We start from the raw sequence: 23,334 nt of genomic DNA, 5'->3' as shown, positions 1-23,334 counted from the left end.
CAAACATGTCCTCGAAACACTCTTCCGCAGTCTCAGGCGGTGGCACCGTTTTGTCTGAAGAAAGCACCGGCGTCTATAGCGCGTTGTTTTCAAAAATAAACCTCAACCCGGTTTCCGCACTGGGGGATATCGAAGCGTTTCAGAACAACGAAGCCCTGTCGGAGATCTCCGCCGATGAGCGCGTGACCGCCGCGGTCAGCGTGTTCCTCAACCTGCTCAAGGCCTCGTCGCGCAAGGTCCAGCGCCTCGACAAGACCCTGCTCGACGAACACATCGCCTGCCTCGACGCGCAGATCAGCCGCCAGCTCGACGCCGTCATGCATCATCCCGAGTTCCAGAGGGTCGAGTCGACGTGGCGCGGCGTTAAATCGCTGATCGATCAGACCGACTTCCGGCAGAACGTGCGCATCGAGTTGCTGGACATCAGCAAAGACCATCTGGTCCAGGATTTTGAAGACGCCCCGGAGATCGCCCAGAGCGGTCTGTACATGCACACTTATACCCAGGAATACGACACACCCGGCGGCGAACCCATTGCCGCAGCTATTTCCAATTACGAATTTGATCGCAGCCCGCAAGATATTGCATTGCTTCGTAATATATCGAAGGTCGCGGCGGCAGCGCACATGCCGTTCATTGGTTCGGTGGGGCCGGCCTTCTTCGGCAAGGACACCATGGAAGAAGTAGCCGCCATCAAAGACATCGGCAATTACTTTGATCGCGCGGAATACATCAAATGGAAGTCATTCCGCGACACCGACGATTCCCGTTATATCGGTTTGACCATGCCGCGTGTGCTGGGACGGCTGCCCTATGGGCCGGACACCATTCCGGTGCGCAGTTTCAATTATGTGGAAAGTGTCAAAGGCACTGATCACAGCAAATATTTGTGGACCAATGCGTCTTTTGCCTTCGCTGCAAACATGGTGAAGAGTTTCGTCAACAACGGCTGGTGCGTTCAGATTCGCGGGCCACAATCCGGTGGTGCGGTAACGGATCTGCCGATTCATTTATATGACCTTGGCACCGGCAGTCAGGTGAAGATCCCGTCGGAAGTGATGATTCCGGAAACCCGCGAATTCGAATTCGCCAACCTGGGGTTTATTCCGCTTTCCTATTACAAGAATCGCGATTACGCCTGTTTCTTCTCCGCCAACTCCACACAAAAGCCTGCGTTGTATGACACCGCCGATGCCACGGCCAACAGCCGCATCAACTCGCGCCTGCCTTATATCTTTCTGCTGTCGCGCATTGCCCATTATCTGAAATTGATTCAGCGGGAAAACATCGGCACCACCAAAGACCGGCGTCTGCTGGAACTGGAATTGAATAAGTGGATTAGCGGGCTGGTCACCGAAATGACCGATCCGGGGGATGACTTGCAGGCCTCGCATCCGCTGCGCGACGCCCGGGTAACGGTGGAGGACATCGACGATAACCCCGGCTTCTTCCGCGTGAAGTTGTACGCCGTGCCGCATTTCCAGGTGGAAGGCATGGACGTGAATCTCTCGCTGGTTTCCCAGATGCCCAAAGCCAAAACCTGACGTCGGCCATAGGTGAGCACAACATGAAAATCGACCGACCTCTCTGGGCTGCCGGGGCGCTGCTGTCCCAGCAGCAATTCCAGCAGCAAGGGCGCTGGGAAGCCTGGACCAACGAATGCATCGCCCATTTGTCGCGGGTTCATCCGTGGGGCGTGCAGACGGCGACGTTTGATCCAGAAGCGTTGCGGCTGGGCAAACTCAAGGCGTCCGCGCTGCGCGTGCGGCTGCCGGACGGCACCCTGATCGACACCGACAGCGTTGATCGGCTGCCCGCCGCGCTGTCCCTCGAACAGATTCAGATCGATCCGGAGCAGGGCGCGACGGTGCTGTTGTGCCTGCCGCTGGAGCAGGCCAACGGTGGCAATTGCCTGTTTGAAGACGCTCGCGCTGACCGGCCGGTGCGTTACCGCCAGGATTGGCGGCAGGTGCAGGATCTCTACGGCGACGATCAACAGTCGATCGGTGTGCTCGAGCACATGCTCAGCCTGCGTCTGGCCAGCGATGACAACGCCGATTACCTGACCTGTTCCGTGGCCCGGCTGGTGCGTGACGGCCAAGGCCGGGTGTGCCTGGACGAGGCGTTCGTTCCGCCGCTGTTGAGCTTTGCCGGGCATGCGGGTTTGCAGGTCCAAATGGACAATCTCCTCACCCAACTGGCGTCCAAGCGTCAACGCTTGATGGGCATGCGCCGTGAAAGCAATCAGCGCATGGCCGACTTCGCGGTGGCGGATGTTTCGCTGTTCTGGCTGCTTAATGCGCTCAATACCTACCAACCCGTGCTCGCCGATTTCAAGGCCAGCCCGGCGCGTCATCCCGAGCAGGTCTATCTGGAGCTGGTGAAGCTGGCGGGGGCGCTGCTGACGTTCTCCCTTGAACACGACGTTGACGCTATTCCGGTCTACCGTCACGAAGCGCTGGAAACGGTGTTCCCGCCCTTGATGCAGATGATTTCGACGCTGCTGGAAGCCAGTCTGCCGTCGCGGGTGATCGCTCTGGAGCTGGAGCGGGTGCTCCCCGGTCGCTGGCAAGTGACGTTCAACGATCCGCGTCTGCGTGAGGCCGACGCCGCTGACTTTTACCTGTCGGTGCGCTGCCGCGAGGCCCCGGCGCAATTGCAGGCGCAGTTCCCGCGGCTGTGCAAGGTCGGCACTCCGGACGACGTTGATCAGTTGATCAACGCAGCCCTGGACGGCGTTCCGCTGCAGCCGCTCAGTCACGTGCCGGCGGCGATTCCGCTGCGTCTCGAAAACCAGTATTTCGCCCTCGACTTTGCCCATCCGAGCGGTCAGGCCGTGCTGGCTGAAGGGGTGTGCGCGTTCTACGTCCCGGCAACGCTGCCGGACGTCAAGCTTGAGCTGTTTGCGGTGCTGCGCTCATGAGCCGGCCAATGAAAAGCCAAGCGGCTGCGCGGTCCGTCGATGTCGATCAACTGCTGCAGGACAGCTACCTGTTGGTGGTCGAGTTGCGTCATGGCGCATCCGCTCCGGACAGCGATGCGCTCTGGGCGGTGTGCACCCGGCAGGTTGTCGAGGTTCGCGATGCGCTGACCCAGGCCGGCGTCAGCCAGCGCAATGTCGACTTCATCAGCCATGCCCAATGTGCGCTCATGGATGAAACCGTGCTGATCCACGCCGATGCCGCTGCACGCGCCAAATGGACCCACGAACCGCTCCAGGCGCATTACTTCGGACGTCATCAGGCGGGGCAGTTTCTCTACGAGGAAATGCGTGAGGTGCTGCACGAGCCGTCTCCGGACCCGAGCGTGCTGAGGGTGTATCACCGCGTTCTGATGCTGGGATTTCTTGGTCGCTACAAGGAACCGAACCATCCCGAGCGGCAGCAGTTGATGGCCGAGTTGACCGCCCGAGTGGCGCCGTTGACCCTGGATCAGGCGTTGCCCACGTGGATCGACGCACGGGGTCGCAAGCCGTTGCCGGCATGGTTGCGCGCGCCGCTGCTGCACCTGCTTGCGGCCGGTTTGCTGCTGGCCGGCATCTGGTGGTTGCTGGATTCGCATCTGGCGGCGCTGGTCGCCTCCCTTGTGACCGAGCGGGTGTGACGCGCCCATGACACTCAAGTTGATGCGTGCACTTGCCCCGTGGTCCGGATGCCTGGCGCTGATGGTGATTAGCGTGTTGCCGCTGAGTCTGGTCGATCAAGCGTTCGCCGTCGTTTGCGCCCTGATTCTGGTGACCGGGGGCTGGCTGCTGGCGGGTCGACGTACTTCCCGTCTCGGTGATTCGCTGCGCCTGGAAGCGTTTCGGACCTTGCCGGGCAGTGAATACCGGCTGCCTGTGGTGCTGGTGTGCGGTGAGGGGGCGTCGGCGCTTTTTGCTGTTGATGCCGATGCCGATGCTGCCGAGCAAACCCTCGTACGGAACACGGCTAGCGGGTGTTACGTCTGGGTGCCGAGCATTGAGCGATTGCCCGAAGTGACCACTGCGCTGCTGGCGGTCCGTCCGCAATGGCGTGGGCAGCTCAGCGTCATGTTCGTCATCAATCCGGCCCAACACGCTGACAGCGCGGTGCTGGCCGGCCAGCTTCGTGCGCTGACTCATCAGCTGTCGGTGATCCGCAAGCGTGCGCAGACGTTGCCGTTGTGGGTAGTGAGCTATCAACACACCTCACCAGGGCCGCACGATGTTCGTGGGACGGGCTTCAGCCGGGAAGAGGGAAGTTCGGCCACCGAAGCCGTCTGGTTCAGTTGGGAAAATGGCGCCCCCTCCGCGCGGGTACGAAACAACGGCACCTGCGTCAGCGTCGAGGACTGGCAGAGACAAGACGCCGCCGTCCTGACCGACCGCACACAACTTGCCGTGCAGATGAACACCCACGCCGCATGGCTTGTTCAGGACGTCGCGCCGCACTTCGCACGCAAAGACCGGCATCGCACGCCGTCGCCAGTGGCCTACGCAATCTGCCAAGTGGCGCGTCTGCCTGACCCCATGCCCGGCAGCGTCTGGCAGCACTGGATACAGAAAAAAACTGCGCTGGTGCCGACCCCGTTGACCATCGACACGGGCGGTGTTTTGCCCGCGCCGGACCCTTTGCTGGAATTGCTGCCCCGACACACCGGCAACACCGCAGCGAGGCGCGCCACGGTCATCGGCATCTGGCTGACGGTTTTCGCTGGCGTCGTCGCCCTGTCGAGCTCGGCCCGGCAGAACACTTTGTTGATCCGCCAGGTGGGTGACGACCTGCGCCGCTACGCATCGATCAACGAAACCGCCCGCGAGGATCAGCAGGCCGTGGCCCGGCGCCAAGCGGCGTTGACCGTTCTGCACGACGACGCCCGCCGGCTGGATGACTACTACCGCTACGGCGAGCCGCGGTCACTGGGTCTCGGCCTTTACCGAGCCGAACAGCTGCGCGCCAGGGTCTGGCAAGCCATCGGCCGTTACCGGCCGCCCACCGAGACGGCGCAAGCGCCTGGGCCGGTGCGGTTGAACACGCTGTCGCTGTTCAACATCGGCAGCGCCGAACTCAAGGCGGACTCGACCCAGGTGCTGATCAACGCATTGGTCGGCATCAAGGCCCGGCCCGGCTGGTTGATCGTCGTCACCGGCCATACCGACGCCACAGGCAGTGCAGAACAGAACCTGCGCCTGTCCCGCGATCGCGCCGCCTCGGTGCGCGACTGGATGCAACGCATGGGCGGCATTCCCGCCAGCTGCTTCGCCGTGCAGGGCTACGGCGCCAGTCAACCGATCGCCAGCAATGACACCGAACAAGGGCGCAGGGCCAACCGCCGCGTCGACATCCGTCTGGTGCCGGAAGAGGGGGCCTGCGGGTCGTTTTCTGCCGGGGCCGGGCCGGCTACCCCCGTCGCATTTCGCGGCACTCGATAACCCAAGCAAGGAGTTTCACATGGCAATTCCCGTTTACCTCTGGCTCAAAGATGACGGCGGCGCTGACATCAAAGGCTCGGTCAACGTGCAGTCCCGGGAAGGCAGCGTCGAAGTGGTCGCCCAGGACCACAGCGTCTACATCCCCACCGACAACAACACCGGCAAATTGACCGGCGCCCGCGTGCACACGCCGTTCCTGTTCACCAAGGAAATCGATGCCAGCAGCCCCTATCTGTACAAGGCCGTCGGCACGGGGCAGACCCTGAAAAGCGCCGAGTTCAAGTGGTACCGCATCGACGACGCCGGCCAGGAAGTCGAGTACTTCAACACCCTGCTGGAGAACGTCAAGGTCGTCCGCGTCGCGCCGAAAATGCACGACGTCAAAGACCCGGCCAAGGAGAAGCACAACCACCTGGAGATGGTCGAGCTGCGCTACGAGAAGGTCACCTGGACCTACAAGGACGGCAACATCATCCACTCCGACTCGTGGAACGAACGCCAGACCGCCTGACGCTGCAAGGCCGGCAGACAGGCAGCTTTTGCACGCCTGTCTGCCGGCTGCGGTGTGTTGGGTTGAGCGTCCGTAATCGGGCGCTCCGCCAAGCACATCGGCACGGCACGTTTCCCCAGACAACACAGCGAGGCGTCGACCGGCCAACGGTCGTCGCCGCTCCTTACTCCTTCCATTCAAGGACGATGACCCATGGCACAGAGCTCTTCCCGTTTGCTTCGCCGCCTCAACCCTTTCTGCGCCCAGGCCCTCAGCGCGGCGGCAACGCTGTGCCAGAGCCGCAGCCACGGTCACATCACCATCGAGCACTGGCTGCTGAAACTGCTGGGGCAGGGCGACGGTGATCTGGTGCTGATCGGCCGGCGTTACGAGTGGGACATCGAAGCGCTGTGGACCGGCTTGCTCGACCACCTCGACCGCCTGCCGCGCAGCGTCCAGGCCAAACCGCAGCTGTGTGACAAATTGCAGGTGCTGATCAAAAACGCCTGGGTGCGCGCTTCGATGGACGAGGACAACGAGCAACTGCGCTCGGCCCACGTCTTGGCGGCGCTGATCGAGACCCCCGACCTGCTGGCGTGTGTGGAAGCTTGGCCTTTGCTCAGCCTGAGCGAGGTGCAGTTGCGTCACTTGCTGCCTTTTCTTGACGAGCATTCCGATGAGCGCGCGGGTTCGGTACCTGGGCCGGAGCAGGGCCTGGATCTTGCGCCGGATCGTGCTGCGGTAGAGATGTCGTCCGCGGATTCAGCGGCGGAAAACCCGGTGCTGGCGAGGTTTACCCAGGACATCACCGAGAAAGCGCGCAAGGGCGAGATCGATCCCGTGCTCGGCCGTGACGACGAGATCCGTCAGGTCATCGATATCTTGAGCCGCCGGCGCAAGAACAACCCGATTCTGGTGGGCGAACCCGGCGTCGGTAAAACCGCGCTGGTCGAAGGGCTGGCCCTGCGCATCGTCGAAGGCAACGTGGCTGCCAGCCTGAAACCGGTCAGCGTGCGCACGCTGGATCTGGGGCTGTTGCAAGCCGGCGCGGGAGTGAAAGGCGAGTTTGAGCAACGCCTGAAAGACGTGATCGAGGCCGTGCAGCAGGCCGAACATCCGGTGCTGCTGTTCATCGACGAAGCCCACACGCTGATCGGCGCGGGCAATCAAGCCGGAGGCGCCGACGCTGCCAATCTGCTCAAGCCTGCCCTGGCCCGTGGCGAACTGCGCACCATCGCCGCGACCACTTGGGGCGAATACAAGCAGTATTTCGAACGTGACCCGGCGCTGGAGCGGCGCTTCCAGACGGTCAAGGTCGACGAGCCGGATGACGCCACGGCGATGATCATGCTGCGCGGGTTGAAGGCCCGCTACGCCAGCCACCATGGCGTGCACATCGAGGACGCGGCGATACAGGCGGCGGTGGTGCTGTCGCGGCGCTATCTGCCCGGGCGCCAGTTGCCGGACAAAGCCGTCGACCTGCTGGACACCGCCAGCGCCCGGGTACGCATGAGCCTGTATTGCGAACCCCAGGCGCTGATCGCGAGCAAGGCCCGGCAGTCCGCGCTGGAGCAGGAACGCCATGCGCTGCAAGGCGATCAGCGCATCAACGGACGCAGCGCCGATGAGCGTCTGGCGGTCATCGCCGAGCAGCTTTCATCCCTGAGCGATGAGCTTGGGCGACTCCAGGACCAGCACGCCCAAGAACTCGATCTCGCGCAAACATTGCTCGCCGCCCGTGATGCCGAGGTGTTCGATCCCGACACCTGCGCGGATCTACAGGCGCAGCTCAAGGCGGTTCAGGGCGATGCGCCGTTGCTGTCCCTGGACGTCGATGATCGCAGCGTCGCCCAAGTCATTGCCGACTGGACCGGCGTGCCCCTGAGCAGCCTGCTGAAAGATGAACAGGCCAGCCTGCTGGCTCTGGAGCAGTCGTTGGCGTCTCGCGTCATCGGTCAGGACCGCGCGTTGACGGCAATGGCCCAGCGCCTGCGCGCCGCGAAAACCGGCCTGACCGAAGAAGACTCGCCGCTGGGCGTGTTCCTGCTGGTCGGCAGCAGCGGCATTGGCAAGACCGAAACCGCCCTGGCGCTGGCCGACACCTTGTTTGGCGGCGAGAAATCACTGATCACCCTGAACCTCTCCGAGTACCAGGAAGCCCACACCGTCAGCCAGCTGAAGGGTGCGCCGCCCGGTTACGTCGGCTACGGACAAGGGGGCGTGCTCACCGAAGCGGTGCGCCAGCGACCCTACAGCGTCGTGCTGCTGGACGAAGTGGAAAAGGCCCACCGCGACGTGCTCAACCTGTTTTATCAGGTCTTCGATCGAGGCTTCATGCGGGACGGCGAAGGGCGCGAAATCGACTTTCGCAACACCGTCATCGTCATGACTTCCAACCTGGGCAGCGACCTGTTGCAGGACTACCTGCTGGCCAACCCCGAAGCGCTCGACGGGGAGGTGCACGAGCAACTGCGGCCGGTGCTGCGCGAGCACTTCCAGCCCGCGTTGCTGGCGCGTTTTCAGACGTTGATTTACCGGCCGCTGCAGGCGGCGGCGCTCAAGCGCATCGTCGCAATCAAGCTGGGCAAAGTGGCGGAGCGGCTGCGCCGGCATTACGGGCTGGACTGCCGGATCGACGAACGCCTGCACGATGCGCTGGTGGAGGCCTGCCTGCTGCCCGACAGCGGCGCGCGGAACATCGACAGCCTCCTCAACCAGCAGATTTTGCCGGTGCTGAGTCAACAGCTTTTACAGCGCCAGGCGGCGCGACTGGCAACGCGGAGCGTGGTGCTTGGGCACTGCGAGGAGGACGGCATCACCGTTGAGTTTGTCGAGTCCCAGGCTTCGGCGGAGGGCGAATGATGAACGATGCCATCGGGGTGTTTTTCGACCATAGCCGTCACAAGCTTACCGTTCATAACCTGCCTGTCGCGCTGGATGTGCTGGCCTTTGAGGGCGAAGAACGGCTGAGCCAGCCGTTTCTTTATCGCGTGGAATTGACCTCGGTTGAGCGAGACATCGGCGCCGAGCGGATGCTCGGGCAGGATGCGCAGTTCAGTCTGCATGCGGCGGCCCATACCTTGCCGATTGCTATTCCTGGCTTGCCGGTGCCATCGGTTAAACCGCTGCGCACGTTGCATGGGGTCATCACCGGCTTCAAGCGGCTGTCCGGTTCCGCTGACGAGGCGCGCTATGAAGTGACGCTGGAACCGCGCCTGGCGTTGCTGGCCCGTGGGCGGCAGTTCCGGATCTATCAGCATCAGTCGGTGCCGCAGATTGTCGAGAGCATTCTGCGCACGCGCCATGACTTTGAGGGGCAGGATTTTCTGTTCACGCTGGTGCGGGAGTATCCCAAGCGCGAGCAGGTGATGCAGTACGGCGAGAGCGATCTGGCGTTTATTTCGCGCTTATTAGCCGAGGTGGGGATCTGGTACCGCTTTAGCAACGATGAGCGATTGGGGATTGCGGTCGTCGAGTTTCACGATGATCAGCGGCATTACCTTCGCCCGCGAGTGAGTTTGCCGTTTCGGCCGCAGTCCGGGTTGGGCAGCAGTGGCGCGGACGGGGTTTGGGGGCTGCAGGTCAGTCATGAGGTGGTGGAGCAGAGCGTTCACTTTAGGGCTTATCACCATCGGGATGCGAGTGCCTGGCTGGATGGCGATGTCGATCAGACGCGAGGTGATACCACGACTTACGGCGAGGCTTATCACTATGCCGAGCCGTACAAGGTGCTCGGCGACAAGCTGGATCAGGATGAAGATTTGGAGGGTGAAAGCGGGTTTTTCTATGGGCGGTTGCGGCATGAGCGGTATCTGAATAACCAGACCCGGCTGAGCGGGATGAGCAGCAGTGCTTCGCTGGGATTGGTGCAGGTGCTGGCGATTTCCGGTGGAGCGCCCCAGGCGTTTGAGCCGGGCTCGGTCATTATAGGACTGAAACTGCGCGCTGCGCGGGATCGCAGTTTTGAGTTGAGCTTTGAAGCGATTCCGTATTCCGAGGGCGTGTGTTTTCGGCCGCCGTTGCTGGCCAAACCTCAGGTAGCGGGGACTATTCCGGCGCGAGTCACCAGTTCGCTGGCCAATGATCCCTACAGCCACATCGACAGCGAAGGCCGCTACAAGGTCAGCTTTCTGTTTGACCGCGACAGCTGGAAGCTGGGTCAGGAAAGCCTGTGGCTCAGATTGGCTCGACCCTATGCGGGCGATACCCACGGCTTGCACCTGCCGCTGATCTGCGGGACGGAAGTAGCGATTGCCTTCGAGCAAGGCGACCCGGATCGGCCCTACATCGCCCATGCCCTTCACGACAGTCGCCATCCTGACCATGTGACGCTGCTGCGCAGCGATTACAAACGCAACATCCTGCGCACACCGTCGAACAACAAGCTGCGCATGGAAGATGATCGCGGCAAGGAACACATCAAACTCAGCACCGAGCACAGCGGCAAGAGCCAGCTGAACCTTGGGCATCTTGTCGACAACGAGAAGGATAAGCGCGGCGAAGGGTTTGAATTGCGCACCGATGGTTGGGGTGCGATTCGGGCAGGGCGCGGGGTGTTTATCAGTGCGGATGAACAGACCAAGGCCCACGGTCAGCAGCTCGATATGGACGCTGCAATCGAGCAGCTCGAAACCGCGTTGTCGTTGGCCCGCTCCATGGCTCAAGCCGCACGAAGTGCCCAGGCCATTGCCGCCGATACGAGCGGCCACGAACAACTCACCGCGGCGCTTACCAACCTGACCGAGCCCGGGCTTCTGCTGCATGCACCGGCCGGCATTGGCTTGGTCAGTCCCGAGGCTGTTTTGCTGTCCTCCGGCCGTGACAGCGTCGCCATCACGTCGTCGCGCTCCACCAACATCAGCGCAGGCCACGACATCACCGGCACGGCCGAGGGTGCGATCAGCCTGTGTGCGGTGACCAACGGCCTCGATCTAAAAGCCGTGGGTGGGGATATGCAGCTCCACGCTTACGGCGGCGCGATGCATGCGCTGGCAAATGACCAGATAAAAATTGAAAGCCTGGCGGGCCGTGTCGAGATCAGTGCGCCCGAAGAGATCGTCTTCAGCTGCGGCGGCGCGTTCATCCGCATCAAGGGCGGCGAGATCGAGCTGGGCGCGCCAGGGAACATCCATCACCGGGCCGCGTACGTGCTAAAGGGCGGCGCTACCACGCTGACCACCCCGGCGACGCCGATACCGCCGGGCTATGCCGCGGGCTACACCCTCAGCGAACCGGATAAGGGTTACGCGCCCTTCGCCCGTTACCTGATCACCACTCAGGAAGGCGAACGGTTCCCCGGCGTGACCGATAAGGACGGCAGGACCATTCCGGTCCACACGCTGTTGCCCGGGAAGGTGGTGATCGAGTTCCCCAATGACAAGCACGATGAGCAGTGACCACCGCTCAGGGGCCCCGTCGCCCGGATGGATTGCGATCTGCATCGCAACGGCTACCGACACCGCGCCTGCCGCCAAGCAATCGGCCGCAACGATTTATCACCGCAGCAAATCTTCAATCAGGAAGGACCCGGCATGAAAGACAGACAGCACCAGACGGACATTTTTTGCACCTACAAGCCTGTGGCCATCGGCCCGCAGAAAACCCATTGGGTTGAATTTCAACTGGTGGACGAACTCGGCGAGCCGCTGGCTAATCTGCCATGGCGGGCGACCAATCAGGCAGTGCGGGATGGCTGCGTTGCTGAGTACTCGGGGAGCACCGATGCCCAGGGTGTGATTCGACTTGAAGACCTTCACCCGATCGACGTAACACTGCTAATGCCGGCGGCGCCGTTGGCTGAAGTCCTGCAGCAGCGGCGGTTGCGGGCTGTGCGCCCGGAGCCCGAGCGGCCAGGTGCAAGTGACAGCAAGCCTCTGTACGGAAAGCAGCATCCCGGGTTTTCGCCGGTTGAAAAGCAAGCGCTTGAGCAGGGGCATGCCTATCACTATCTGCGAATAGGGCAGTTGTGTGATGAGCTGCCGAAGTTCAATCCGCCCTGGCCAGAGCTGGATCCGCCGCCGGCTTATCATTTTCCGGACGCCGAGTTTTCAGGGTTTACGGTGCAATACGAAGCGCTGAACTGCCGGCATGTATTGGAAGTTTGCCCACTGCGTGCGTGGTCGTTGGTGTTGCATCATCAGCCTGAGTACAGCCTGGCGAATGCCTACAACTTGGGGCTGATGAGTATTTTGTCTTATAGCAGTGACGACGAGACTCGGCACGGTTCTCCGGAGCAGTTTTTTAAACAACAGTGCCTGGATTTATCACGCACGCCGCGTGTCTGGGATGGAGGCAAAAACTGGCCATGTTTGGTCGAAGATGTACCGTTCGGTGATCGGTATGATCCTTGCGTTGTGTTGGACACGGCCAAAGCTGATGTCCCTGAAGGTGATACACAATTTTTCTACGTCACGAACTCGAATCAAATGCTGGTTGCCTGGCGGGGGACTGATTTTAACCGAATGAGTGCGCCCGATCTCGTCACCGACCTGACATTCCGCCCTGTTGAGCCCGAATTCAGCAGCAACTGCGCGCCATCAGTCCCTTGTCCAGACTTATCGCTGGATGGCCGCGTACATCTAGGTTTTCGTGAGGCATACATGGCTGCCCGTAACCTTTTTGCTGCCGACCTAACATCTAAAATTCCGAATAAGCTTCGGGGTAGAAAGCTTTTCATTTGCGGCCATAGCCTAGGAGGTGCTCTGGGATTAATTCATGCCGCAACCTTGAAGGGCAGCGATCCTATGTTGTACACCTACGGCATGCCACGCACTTTCACCCTCGGTGCAATAAAGGGATTGAGCGAAGTAGGTCACTTCCGTCACGTAAATGACACAGACACCATTCCAAGTGTTCCGCCTGAGGCTGATCTCGATAATCAACTCTACAACTTATACGGGCCGTTAGGCACAACATTGGGTTTCGCATGGTCAATGGGCCAGACCCTCATGAACAATCTTATCAAATCCGGCGATCCGTACGGCCATCACGGCGAACTTGCCATGTTCTACCGTGTAGAGCAGCACACTCAGAGCCGTGGATCTTCTTACCCTGCATATCGTAGTAAAGATGGTCTGGGCGCGCCTTACTACAACACTGTAAAAACTCGACTGCCTGAGCGGCCAAATCTCTATCTAGTGCAGAGTCTCGATAAGAAAAAAAGTGAAAAGAGCGAACAATCACAGCTTCACTTCATTGCCGGGCTTGACCCTAAGACGCTCGATCAGAGATTCCCACAACAAAAAAACCTGAAGCCGGGAGGGCTGCTAGGTATAGGCAATCATATGATGGGTGAATATATGATGCATATCACCAATCGCCTACTCGCAGCTATTGAACCTGGTCGGAAGCCTCTGCTTGCTGCACAGTGCAAAATTAATCGTTTCAGAAAACAGATGGAAGAACATGGCAGCACTTCGCCGAAAGATGAGCTTGAGCGTAATCGCTTGTTTCTGTCTATGCATGAGGAACTCGATGCGGCATTGAATGTGACGCAGCAGTTGGACGGAGGGGGCGAAGCACTCAAACGTCTTGATTCCATCGTATGTGGGCGGGGATGAGCAAGTGAGTGAGGTCACTGTTAAATTTAAAGCTTCTTTGCTGTGGGTCGCGCTGTTTATCTCAGTGAGCGGCTGTGCAAAGGATCGTAGCATGTCACCACCACAACAGGGCGAGAAGGTCTCCGTAATCATCAAGGTGCCAAATGAGCTCGAGCCGAGCACCATGCATGTTATGTATCGTTCGGCGGTATGCCCGCGCATTACCCGTGACGGTTATGGGCGGCCTAAACCCATAGATGGCCATAATGGTTTTGACGTAACGCTGAAGCGAACTAAGGATGATCTTTACGAAACGGAGCTGTATGTCGACGGCGGTGGCCCTTGTAGATGGCGTTTAAGTAATGTGAGCTTCGGCGTGCAATATCGCGTACCGACTCCGTTTGGAGAGGATGTGATGCTAGGAGGGGGAGGCGCATTAGTCATCGTCTTCGATAAAAATAATCCTCAACGTCGAGTAGCCAGCCCAATTACTGTGAGTGGTGAAGTGTTGGATGTTGTTGAGGATTATTATCCCTTGATAAGCGAACACTTCATTGGTGGCTACCGGAGGTACGTGAGTCTCGTTGGTGTAGGTGGAGGCGACTTAAGATATAACGCGCCCCAAGCCAGAAACATTTATTTTGAGCCGGTGCTCCATCGGGAGTACATAGTGAAGTCCATTGCCCCAAAAAAACATGTGTTTGGCGACTTTACGAAGTTTTATTATCCGGATGGGACGGTTAAATCCGATTCGCGATCAGAAGCTGACTTTGAAAAAATGCAGAAAATCCGCCTGAAAGCGGAAGCAAAAGAATGAAGTCGCCCGCTGCCCCAGCGCCTGTATTGGGAATACATTCAATGAATAACGCTAACTCATTTTGGAAGACTTCGGTTTTGTGCTTCGTATTGCTCACATTCCTCAGCGGCTGCGCGAAAGACTACAGTATGAATCCGCCGCCAGATGGTGAGAAAGTCGAAATCGTTATAAAGATGCCCGAAGAACTGGAGCCACAACCTCTACGAGTCATGTATCGCTCGTCTGTATGCCGAAAAGTTGTGCATGACGGTGATGGTAGGCCTGAATCCCTGGAAGGATATAGCGGTTACGGTTCGGAACTAACGAGGCGTGGGGCCACAGAGTTTTATGAGGCGAAGTTGTCCATCGATGGAGGTGGTCGCTGCAAGTGGCGTCTTAGTAATGTCGTATTTGGCATCAAATACCGTCTTCCAAGTCGTTTCGGAGAAAGTGTAACGCAGGGCACGGGCGGCACGGTCATCGTAAAATTTGATGGTAATAGAGCGCAGCTCAGCGTCGGAGGAACAAGGAAAGTGGTGGGCCCCTATTTAACAATCGTGAAGGATTACTATCCATGGGTAAGCGAAAAATTTATCGATGGTTATGCGAGGCGTGCGAATTTGTCTAGTGAGAATCGCGGCTATCTTAACTACGAGGCCCGGGAAGCAAGGTCCATATATTTTGAGCCGGTACTGCACTCAGACGTGGTTGTGACATCTGTGTCGCCAAAGAAACACGTCATTGGAGACTTCATAAAATTCTACTACCCCGATGGCTCTGTGGAATCCGATTGGCGAGCGCGGCCTAACTTTGAAAAAATGCAAAAAATTCGTCTGGCGGCGGAGGCAAAAAAATGAAGCCGCTCACTATGCCGCATAGTCCTAAAGAACCTTATATGAAACACGCCATGCTATTCGCAAAGCCAGCGATTTTATCTTTTGCGCTGCTCGCTCTCTTAAGCGGTTGCGTAAAAGACTACGACGTTCTAACGCCACCGCCCGACAGCGAAAAAGTAAAAATTGTTATGAAAGTGCCTGCAGAGCTTGAGCCGAAAACTTTGCTCGCCAAGTACGAGTCGACCAGATGCCGAATGTTCGTCGACTTACCCACTGTGAGCCGTATGCAGTTTCCAGGATCAAACTTTAAAAATTTGAAGTTCACGAGGCGGGGAGAAACAGAGTTGTACGAGGCGGAGGTGTTCGTTGATGGCGGCGGTGAATGTGAATGGCAACTAGATAGCATCGAGTTTGGAGTCGTGTATCGTACTCCTAATCGTTTTGCAAAAAAAGTAACGGCTTATTATGGTGGGACAATAATAGTTAAGTTCGACGGGCAGCACGCGCCCTTCAATACTGTTGATCAGTTTGTCGAAGGGCCGGACCTGAAAATCGTAAAGGACTACTACCCATGGGTAAGGGAAGCCTACGAACTTGGTTACTATGATAAGAGTGTAAATCTGGCCAAAGAGTATGAAAGTTATCGTACCTACAGGGCTCGGGACGCAAGAAACATATTTTTTGAGCCAGTGCTGCATTCAGATCTTGTCGTGACGTCGACTTCCCCTAAGAAACGCTTCGCTGACGAAATCGTAACGACAACATTTCGGTACCCCGACGGGACGGAAGAATCCAACAGGGAACTTGAGCCGGACTTTAAAAAAATGCAGAAAATCCGCTTGAAGACGGAGGCGAAACAATGAAATTCCTCAGCGTCGCGAAATATCTTCAGGGCGATCAACCGAATCAGAAAGCGTCAGGCTTCAGGGCTTTACTCATAAGTATTACGTTGTTTGCATCACTCAGTGGTTGCGCACTTGACTATGAACTCCATCCGGACACGGATGGGGAGAAAGTCACGATGAAAATTAAAGTATCGGAAGGGTTAGTCCCGCCGCCCATGGCCGTGGGTTATCTATCGACGATCTGCGAAAACGTTTATGAGGGGCCGGATGTATTCGGCAATATCCGGGAGCAGCGTGTAGCGTTCAAACGGCGCGGAGAGGGCAATTTCTATGACGCCGATTTCGCTGTTGACGGTGGCGGGATGTGTAGGTGGCGCGTGGCTTACGTTAAGTTTGGTGTACGTCCTCAATGGCCTGAGCGCATTGGCGAAGGTGCGGTAGTGGGAACGGGAGGTGATGTCCTGGTCGTGTTTCAGCATAACAATCCGGATTTTCCGTCTGAAGGGGTTAAAAATGTGGTGGGCACCCATCTTGATATAAAAAATAATTACTACCCATGGTTAAAAGATGTCCTAAAGAAGGATTACGTCAAGAGGCTTAATCTGGTGGGTGAAGCGGTGCCTTACCAGACTTACCTGGCTCCCCAGGTGCGAAACATAAACGCTGAGGCAGTGCTTCACGCCAAATATGTCGTGACATCAAAACAGCCAGAGTTCAAAAGCATCGGAATTCACCCTGCCTTTATTTATCCAGACGGGACTTCGGGCCCAGATGACAGCGATACGCCAGATTTTCCCACGCTTGAGGCCATTCGTTTAACGGCTGAAGCCAACCGATGAGGATATCAAACGACTTAAGTTGCCACGCCTGATCTTTATATCGGCCATCAAGTCGGTGAGCGAAGGCCCGCACCGTTAAAACCCGGCACGTATGACAAACACGCGCAACCCATGAGCTCGCCCAGGCATCCGCTCGCCCGGAATAAATACACGGCTTCATCAATTCATTAACAAAGGATCTTTCAATGTCACAAGGATTCGTATTGTTGGGTGACAAGACCACCCACGGAGGAGCGGTAATTTCCGCGTCGTCCACTCATATCACTCAGGGCAAAGCAGTCGCTCTGGTGGGGGATATGGTCATGTGTCCCATACCCGGATATGGCGTTAATCCCATTATTGAGGGTTGTGCCGACTGTTTAGAGGATGGCCGTGCGCTGGTGGTCGATGGTTGCCACTCGCTATGCGGCTGCCAGGTCATTTCCAGCGCGCCTGACTGGGCGAAGGGTTGAAGATGGCGTGGCAACGTGAATACGTGCAAGCAGGGCTCGCACCCAAACCGCCTTCACCGGTTCGCTGGCTGCTGATCGTGGTTTTAGCGGGGGCAGCGGCTGTGCTGATGTTCCTGCTCTACGTCGTGGCGCCTGAATTGCAGGCGTTAAACGTATGGGCGCTCACTGCCTCGCCGTTGGTGGTGGCGATTCTCGCGCTGGCGGCGCGGGTGCACGCCTACGGTGGCGCTCTGGATGAGTGCAGGCTGCTGCAGGAGCGGTCCCGGCTGGCACAGGTCGCCTGGGCGGAATGGGGTCAGCGTTACATGGCGGTCATGGGTGGGCTTGTTCTTTTGCCCGAGCATTTGTCTGCGGTGGCGATGATGAAACTGCCCCATACGCCTGTTCCACCCTCAGGCAAAGCCCGCCGCATCGTTGGCCTGCCGAAGGGCCAAAAGGGCCGGGCCCTGGCGGGTCTTGCCCAATTGATGGGTTCGCTGTCGACAGTACTGGCGCCGCTGCGACCGAGTGAAAGTCTCAGTGTCACTGTCCTGACCGACGCGCCACAGGATGAGCATCCAGCATTGGCCGACGCCTGCCAGCAGTACCTGTCCGATCTCACCCCGTCATCCACCCTCACCGGCGTCCACGTAACAACCCAGTTTTCCTTCGCCTGGATGGAAGAAACACTTAAAACCCCACGCGACGCCGTCGAGCTCATCCTCGTCGTCCAGGTTCACGGTAAAGAGGCTTACTCCGACGGACTCGCCGCCATCCTGCTGTGCGCCGACGGGGTCGCCAAAGCCCACAAGCTGCCCATCGCCGCGCGCCTGTTGCGCCCGATGCCCCTCGACATCGATTCCCTGGAAACCGACTTCACCACTTTCCTGCAGATTCAGGCCAAAGCTCGCGAGGCAACAGGCGTGCTGGCTGACCGCGCCGACTGGCAACCGGAAACCACCCCATTACTGGCCGCAGCGGCGCGTGAGGGTGCAGCGCTGTCGGTGGACCACCGCTGGATTCTGGAACCGGTGAACGGCGTGCCGGGCCCCTGCGGTCACTGGCTGCTGGCAGCGCTGGGCATCGAGATGACCAAGCTCGCGAAGGGGCCCTTGTTGCTACTGGCCAGCGAACACTCAGGCCGATGGATCAACACCGTCACACCGGGAGAACTCGCATGAAATCCTTGATCGGCAATGGCTGGCGTCGCGCGGGTGGCGCGGTATGGCTGGTCGCCTTCGCAGCGGCGCTGGGCTGGCTGGTTTACACCTATGGCGCAAGGGTCGGACTGACGGAGAGACATCAGCAGATCACGGCGTTTCTGTTGCTGATGGTGATCGCGCTGTTGATGCAAACCATTCCTCGTGCCCTGGCGCTGGTGAAAAGCCGCCGCAGCGTTGAGCGGCGGCCGGGTGACGGCGTGTTCCCGCCGGAGGCGTCGTCATCCACGCCTGAAACCAAGAAACTCCGGGGCGTCGCTGAACTTGACGAGCACCTCCACCACCAATACACCGCCTTCCACCGCACCCGCACCCGCTTCATTCTGGTCGTCGGCGAGCCCGAACAGATCGAGGCCATCGCGCAAGGACTTGCCGATGCCCAGTGGCTTGAATCCCAGAACGCCGTGCTGCTCTGGGGCGGCAGCCCGCAATCCCCGCTCTGCAAAACCGCCACCCGCTGGCACGCGATAATTCATCGGCGCGGTCTGGACGCCGTGGTTTGGGCTCTCGACAAACAGCAAAGTACCAACGCCGCGACAATGGCCGGTGGCGTCGCCGGTTTGCAGCAACTGGCGCGAACCCTGGGGTGGCAGTTGCCGCTGCACCTGTGGGAAGTCTGCGACAGCCAATGGCCGCAGCACTCCCGTCTCCGCGAACCGATCGGATTGCTGCTGCCCGCGCGCGTCACCGGGTCGCAGCTGGAAACGTGCCTTGCCCGGTTGGACGAGCCTCTGCGCAAACAAGGCCTGGCCCAGATGGAACAAAGCGCAGAACACGACTTTGGCCTGCGCTTGTCCCAACAGCTGAAAGCGGAAGGCATCGCCCGCTGGCTTCAGGCGCTGACGCCGTTGCTGGGCAAGTTTGCGCGGGGCGTACCGTTGCGCGGGATGTGGTTCAGCTTGCCGGCGCAGCCCACCCGCGCCGCTGACCATTTGTGGCTGCCCGATCCAGCGTGGGCGGGCGTGCTCCAGCCGCGGTCACGCCAGATCCGCCGGCTGGGTTGGCCCGTCACGCGCATCAGCTACGCCCTTGCCCTCGGCGCCATGCTGATCTGGTTGACGGGCCTGCTGCTGTCGTTTTCCACCCACCGCACCCAGATACTCGACATTCAGTCTACCCTCGCTGCGGTCCAGCCTTCGGGCCCCAGCGATGAGCAATTGCTCGCCCTCAACGCGCTGATCCTCGAAATGGGCCGGCTGAAGGAGCGTGCGCAGCGTGGCGAGCCGTGGTACCAGCGCTTCGGGCTGAGCCAGAACGACGCGCTGCTCGCGGTAATGTGGCCACGCTATGTCGAGGCCAATAACCGGCTGATGCGAGACCCGGCGGCGGAGAACCTCAAGCGCCAGCTGGCATCACTGGTGGCGTCGCCCGCCGACAGTCCGCGGCGGGCCAAGGGCGCGCACAACGCGTATGTGCAGTTGAAGGCCTACCTGATGATGGCCCGCCCGGAGAAGGTTGACGCCGCTTTTCTGGTGACCGCGCTGGGTCATGCCGAACCGGCTCGAATGGGCGTAGCGCCGGGTTTGTGGAAAGGACTGTCGCCGACCCTGTGGCAGTTTTACGCCGAGCAGTTGGCGGCCAATCCGCAGTGGCGTATCGAACTGGATGACGCACTGGTGGCCCAGGCGCGGCAGGTGTTGCTGGTGCAACTGGGCCAGCGCAATGGTGAAGCCAGCCTTTATCGGCAGGTGCTGGAGGCCGCCGCGACCCAAGCTCCCGATCTTGACCTCGAACAGATGGTCGATGACAAAGAGGCCTGGCCGCTGTTTTTCACGGAGGCAAGTGTGCCGGGTGTGTTCACCCGGCAGGCGTGGGAAGGGCAGGTGCGTCAGGCGATCGATGACATCGTCGAGGCCCGCCGCGAGCAGATCGACTGGGTGCTCAGCGATCGCGAAAACAGCGCCGTTGCCGACACCTCGCCCGAGCAGCTCAGAGCGCGCCTGACCGAGCGCTACTTCCATGATTACTCCGGCGCCTGGCTTGAGTTTCTCAACAGCGTGCAATGGCGGCGGGCCGACAGCCTCGCCGACGTCATCGATCAACTGACGCTGATGAGCGACGTCCGTCAGTCACCGTTGATTGCCTTCATGAATACCCTGGCATGGCAAGGTCAGGCCGGCATTCGCAGTCAGGGGCTGAAGGACTCGTTGATGCAGTCGGCGCAGAAACTGATGGGCAGCGGTCGCTCCATGCCGGTGCCTGCCATCAGCCAGCAGCTCGACACACCGGCCGGGCCGCTGGATCCCACGTTCGGCCCGCTGTTGGGGTTGTTAGGCAAGGACCCGGAAGGCAAGGGCGGCGATGACGACCTCAGCCTGCAAGCCTTTCTGACCCGCGTGACCCGGGTGCGCCTGAAGTTGCAGCAGGTCAGTCACGCCGCCGATCCCCAGGGCATGACCCAGGCCATGGCGCAAACCGTGTTTCAGGGCAAGAACATCGACCTGACCGACACCCGCGCCTACGGCGAGCTGCTGGCGGCCAGTCTCGGCGAGGAGTGGGACGGCGTGGCCCACGCGCTGTTCGTGCAGCCGCTGGATCAGGCCTGGCGCAAGGTGCTCGAGCCTTCGGCGGCCGCCCTGAACCGGCAGTGGCAGCAGGCGGTGGTTGATGAATGGGACAAGGCGTTTCTCGGCCGTTACCCCTTTGCCGCCACTGGCAGCGACGCCTCGTTGCCAATGCTCGGCAAGATGATTCGTGGGGATTCGGGACGTATCGAGCAGTTCCTGCAGCGCGAACTGACCGGCGTGTTGCGCAAGGACGGCGGCCGCTGGGAAGTGGACCCGACCCACGGTCAGGGCCTGTTGATCAACCCGAAATTTCTCGCGGCGGTCAATCAGCTCAGCCACCTGGCCGACGTGCTCTACACCGACGGCGGCATGGGCATCAACTTCGAGCTGCAGGGCAAGGCGGTGCGTGACGTGGTGCAGACCACCTTCGTGCTCAACGGCGCGCGGCATCAGTACTTCAACCAGAAAGAGAGTTGGCAACGCTTCGGCTGGCCCGGCAGCAGCGACTACCCCGGCGCCAGCCTGACCTGGACCAGCGTGCGCAGCGGCGAGCGCCTGTATGGCGATTTTCAGGGCGTTTGGGGACTGATCCGTCTGCTGGATGGCGCCACCGTCACCGCGCTGGATGACAGCGACAGCCGCTACCGCATCAGCGTGCCCGCGCCGGATGGTCTGGACCTGGCCTGGCACATGCGCACCGAACTGGGCGCGGGACCGATCAGCCTGCTCGCGCTGCGCAATTTCAGATTACCGCGACAGATCTTCCTCAACGGGATCGCCAGCGCACAAACATCAGCGCGCGCCGAGGTGATCGAATGAGCCTGCCACGGTTGATCGCCACCGCCCTGGGCGAGCGCGATGCCGTGCAGATCGCCAAGGCCCACGCTGCGGAGTGGGGATCATGGCTGACGCCGATCAGCGCTGAGTCACCGGCCGGCCAGGACCCGGGCTATGACGATGATTTCCAGAGCATGCGCGAGGAGGTCAACAAGCTCTCCGGTGCTGACGCCGAACGGGTCATCATGCTGGCGGAAAAGCTGCTCAAAGGGACGTGCAAGGACCTCCGGGTGCTCACCTATTACCTGTGGGCGCGTCTGCAGCGGGATGGCGAGGCCGGGTTGGCCGCAGGCTTGAATTTGCTGGCGGCCATCGTTGAGCGCTACACCACCGACGTCCTCCCGGCGCGGCCCAAAAGCCGCAAGGTGGCGCTGGAGTGGCTGGCCAGCGCCAGGGTGCTGGACAGCCTGACGCTGTACCCGGAAGTGGTGAAGGCCGAGGCCGAGCGCACAGTTGCCGCACTCGCCTGGCTGGATCGCGTGCTGGAAGGCTGGCCTGCGCAACAACGGCCGGAACTGGGCGCGCTTTACTCGGCGCTGTCGGCACGGCTGACACAGGCTGGCGGACTCGACGCCGTGGTGCCGCAGTTCAGCGCCAGCCATGACGCTGCCAACTCTCAGGCCACCAAACAAGGCGCCACCCACAGCGCCGGCCCTGCATCGGGCGTCATCCGCTCAGGCCGTGACCTGCTGGACAACGGACGCGCGCTGGCCAGTTATCTGCGCGAACAACCCCAGGGCTGGCTGGCGGCCCATCGGCTGATGAAAAGTCTGCGCTGGGACACCGTGCATCAGTCGCCGCCCCAGGACGCGACCGGTCGAACACGACTGTCACCGCCCCGGAGCGAATATCGCGCGCAGCTCAAACGGGTGTACCTGCAACAGAGCTGGACCGAGTTGCTCGATCAGGTGGAGCGCATGTTTGCCGAGGGTGTGAACCATTTCTGGCTCGACCTGCAGTGGTTTCTGTATCAGGCGCTGAGCCGGCAACCCGCGCCGTCGGAAGGTTGGGCACGCATCGTAAAGGCGGATCTGGGCCTGCTCCTCGAACGCCTGCCGGGCCTCGAAAACCTGTGCTGGGACGATGGCTCGGCCTTCGCTGATGAAACCACCCGCGAGTGGATCGAGCAGCACGTCAGCACCCAGGGTGCTGCTGTATGGCTGCCCGTGCCGGCCGCTTGCGTCGCAGACGACGCCGACATTCTCGCGCTCGAAAGCGAGGCGCTGGCCCAGGCCGATCGCGACGGCGTCGAGGTGGCGCTGGCCTGGCTCGACACGCGGCCCGACATTCACAGCGGCCGGCAGCGCTGGTTGCTGCGCCTGTTGATGGCGCGGGTCGCCGAGCAGTACGGCAAAAGCGAGCTGGCGGTGCACTTGCTCGGCGAACTGGACGCGACGGCCCAGCGTCATGTGCTCGCCCAGTGGGAGCCCGCGCGGGTCTTTGAAGTCAAGGCGCGGCTGCTCAAGCTGCTGCGCATCAAAGCCCAGCGCAGCGACGCCGACAAGGCCGCCCTGGGCAAACGCATGGAGCCGTTGCTGGCGGCTCTGGTGGCCATGGACCCGGTCCGCGCGGCAGTACTGTGCGGCTGACCCTTTCAACCAGG

At 60.3% G+C, this 23,334-nt stretch carries 16 protein-coding genes; all 16 read left to right on the top strand.

Going from position 1 to position 23,334, the window contains the following annotated elements:
* The first annotated feature begins 5 nt into the window (after positions 1-5).
* Complete coding sequence (gene tssC / locus ACYAR8_RS01865; RefSeq protein ID WP_463578905.1) at positions 6-1,544, top strand: type VI secretion system contractile sheath large subunit; 1,539 nt, start codon at positions 6-8, stop codon at positions 1,542-1,544.
* Between the two features lie 23 nt (positions 1,545-1,567).
* On the top strand, positions 1,568-2,923 hold the full coding sequence (gene tssK, locus ACYAR8_RS01860) for a type VI secretion system baseplate subunit TssK (RefSeq protein WP_463578904.1): 1,356 nt from the start codon (positions 1,568-1,570) through the stop codon (positions 2,921-2,923).
* 8 nt (positions 2,924-2,931) lie between these two features.
* Positions 2,932-3,603 (top strand): type VI secretion system protein TssL, short form, encoded by a 672-nt coding sequence (gene tssL, locus ACYAR8_RS01855; RefSeq protein ID WP_108121845.1) that lies wholly within the window; start codon positions 2,932-2,934, stop codon positions 3,601-3,603.
* A gap of 7 nt (positions 3,604-3,610) precedes the next feature.
* On the top strand, positions 3,611-5,392 hold the full coding sequence (locus tag ACYAR8_RS01850) for an OmpA family protein (RefSeq protein ID WP_463578903.1): 1,782 nt from the start codon (positions 3,611-3,613) through the stop codon (positions 5,390-5,392).
* A 19-nt stretch (positions 5,393-5,411) separates the two neighbouring features.
* The gene (locus tag ACYAR8_RS01845; RefSeq protein WP_065991578.1) at positions 5,412-5,903 is read left to right on the top strand and encodes an Hcp family type VI secretion system effector; all 492 of its coding nucleotides are present in this window, start codon (positions 5,412-5,414) and stop codon (positions 5,901-5,903) included.
* 192 nt (positions 5,904-6,095) lie between these two features.
* Positions 6,096-8,744, top strand: a complete 2,649-nt coding sequence (gene tssH, locus ACYAR8_RS01840; protein WP_463578902.1) for a type VI secretion system ATPase TssH — start codon at positions 6,096-6,098, stop codon at positions 8,742-8,744.
* Positions 8,744-11,278: a type VI secretion system Vgr family protein gene (locus tag ACYAR8_RS01835; RefSeq protein ID WP_463578985.1), complete on the top strand. Its 2,535-nt coding sequence runs from the start codon at positions 8,744-8,746 to the stop codon at positions 11,276-11,278. Before tssH ends, ACYAR8_RS01835 begins: the two co-directional genes overlap by 1 nt.
* A 27-nt stretch (positions 11,279-11,305) precedes the next feature.
* Positions 11,306-13,441: a lipase family protein gene (locus tag ACYAR8_RS01830; protein WP_463578901.1), complete on the top strand. Its 2,136-nt coding sequence runs from the start codon at positions 11,306-11,308 to the stop codon at positions 13,439-13,441.
* 4 nt (positions 13,442-13,445) lie between these two features.
* Positions 13,446-14,237 (top strand): hypothetical protein, encoded by a 792-nt coding sequence (locus tag ACYAR8_RS01825; RefSeq protein WP_463578900.1) that lies wholly within the window; start codon positions 13,446-13,448, stop codon positions 14,235-14,237.
* Between the two features lie 41 nt (positions 14,238-14,278).
* Positions 14,279-15,073, top strand: coding sequence for a hypothetical protein (locus ACYAR8_RS01820; protein WP_463578899.1), 795 nt, complete (start codon positions 14,279-14,281; stop codon positions 15,071-15,073).
* On the top strand, positions 15,070-15,915 hold the full coding sequence (locus tag ACYAR8_RS01815) for a hypothetical protein (protein ID WP_463578898.1): 846 nt from the start codon (positions 15,070-15,072) through the stop codon (positions 15,913-15,915). Before ACYAR8_RS01820 ends, ACYAR8_RS01815 begins: the two co-directional genes overlap by 4 nt.
* Positions 15,912-16,736, top strand: a complete 825-nt coding sequence (locus tag ACYAR8_RS01810) for a hypothetical protein (RefSeq protein ID WP_463578897.1) — start codon at positions 15,912-15,914, stop codon at positions 16,734-16,736. The genes ACYAR8_RS01815 and ACYAR8_RS01810 overlap by 4 nt, the downstream gene beginning before the upstream one ends.
* A gap of 185 nt (positions 16,737-16,921) precedes the next feature.
* Entirely contained in the window at positions 16,922-17,188 is a 267-nt protein-coding gene (locus tag ACYAR8_RS01805; protein WP_463578896.1) for a PAAR domain-containing protein, read from the top strand.
* Positions 17,189-17,190: 2 nt separating this feature from the next.
* Entirely contained in the window at positions 17,191-18,348 is a 1,158-nt protein-coding gene (locus ACYAR8_RS01800) for a hypothetical protein (RefSeq protein WP_463578895.1), read from the top strand.
* On the top strand, positions 18,345-21,713 hold the full coding sequence (locus tag ACYAR8_RS01795; RefSeq protein ID WP_463578894.1) for an ImcF-related family protein: 3,369 nt from the start codon (positions 18,345-18,347) through the stop codon (positions 21,711-21,713). Before ACYAR8_RS01800 ends, ACYAR8_RS01795 begins: the two co-directional genes overlap by 4 nt.
* Entirely contained in the window at positions 21,710-23,320 is a 1,611-nt protein-coding gene (gene tssA, locus ACYAR8_RS01790) for a type VI secretion system protein TssA (RefSeq protein WP_463578893.1), read from the top strand. The genes ACYAR8_RS01795 and tssA overlap by 4 nt, the downstream gene beginning before the upstream one ends.
* Positions 23,321-23,334 lie beyond the last annotated feature (14 nt).

The sequence above is a fragment of the Pseudomonas sp. HP_01 genome (assembly GCF_055284355.1).
Note: the sequence above shows the minus strand (reverse complement) of the source record. Positions and strands in the feature narration are given on the sequence as shown.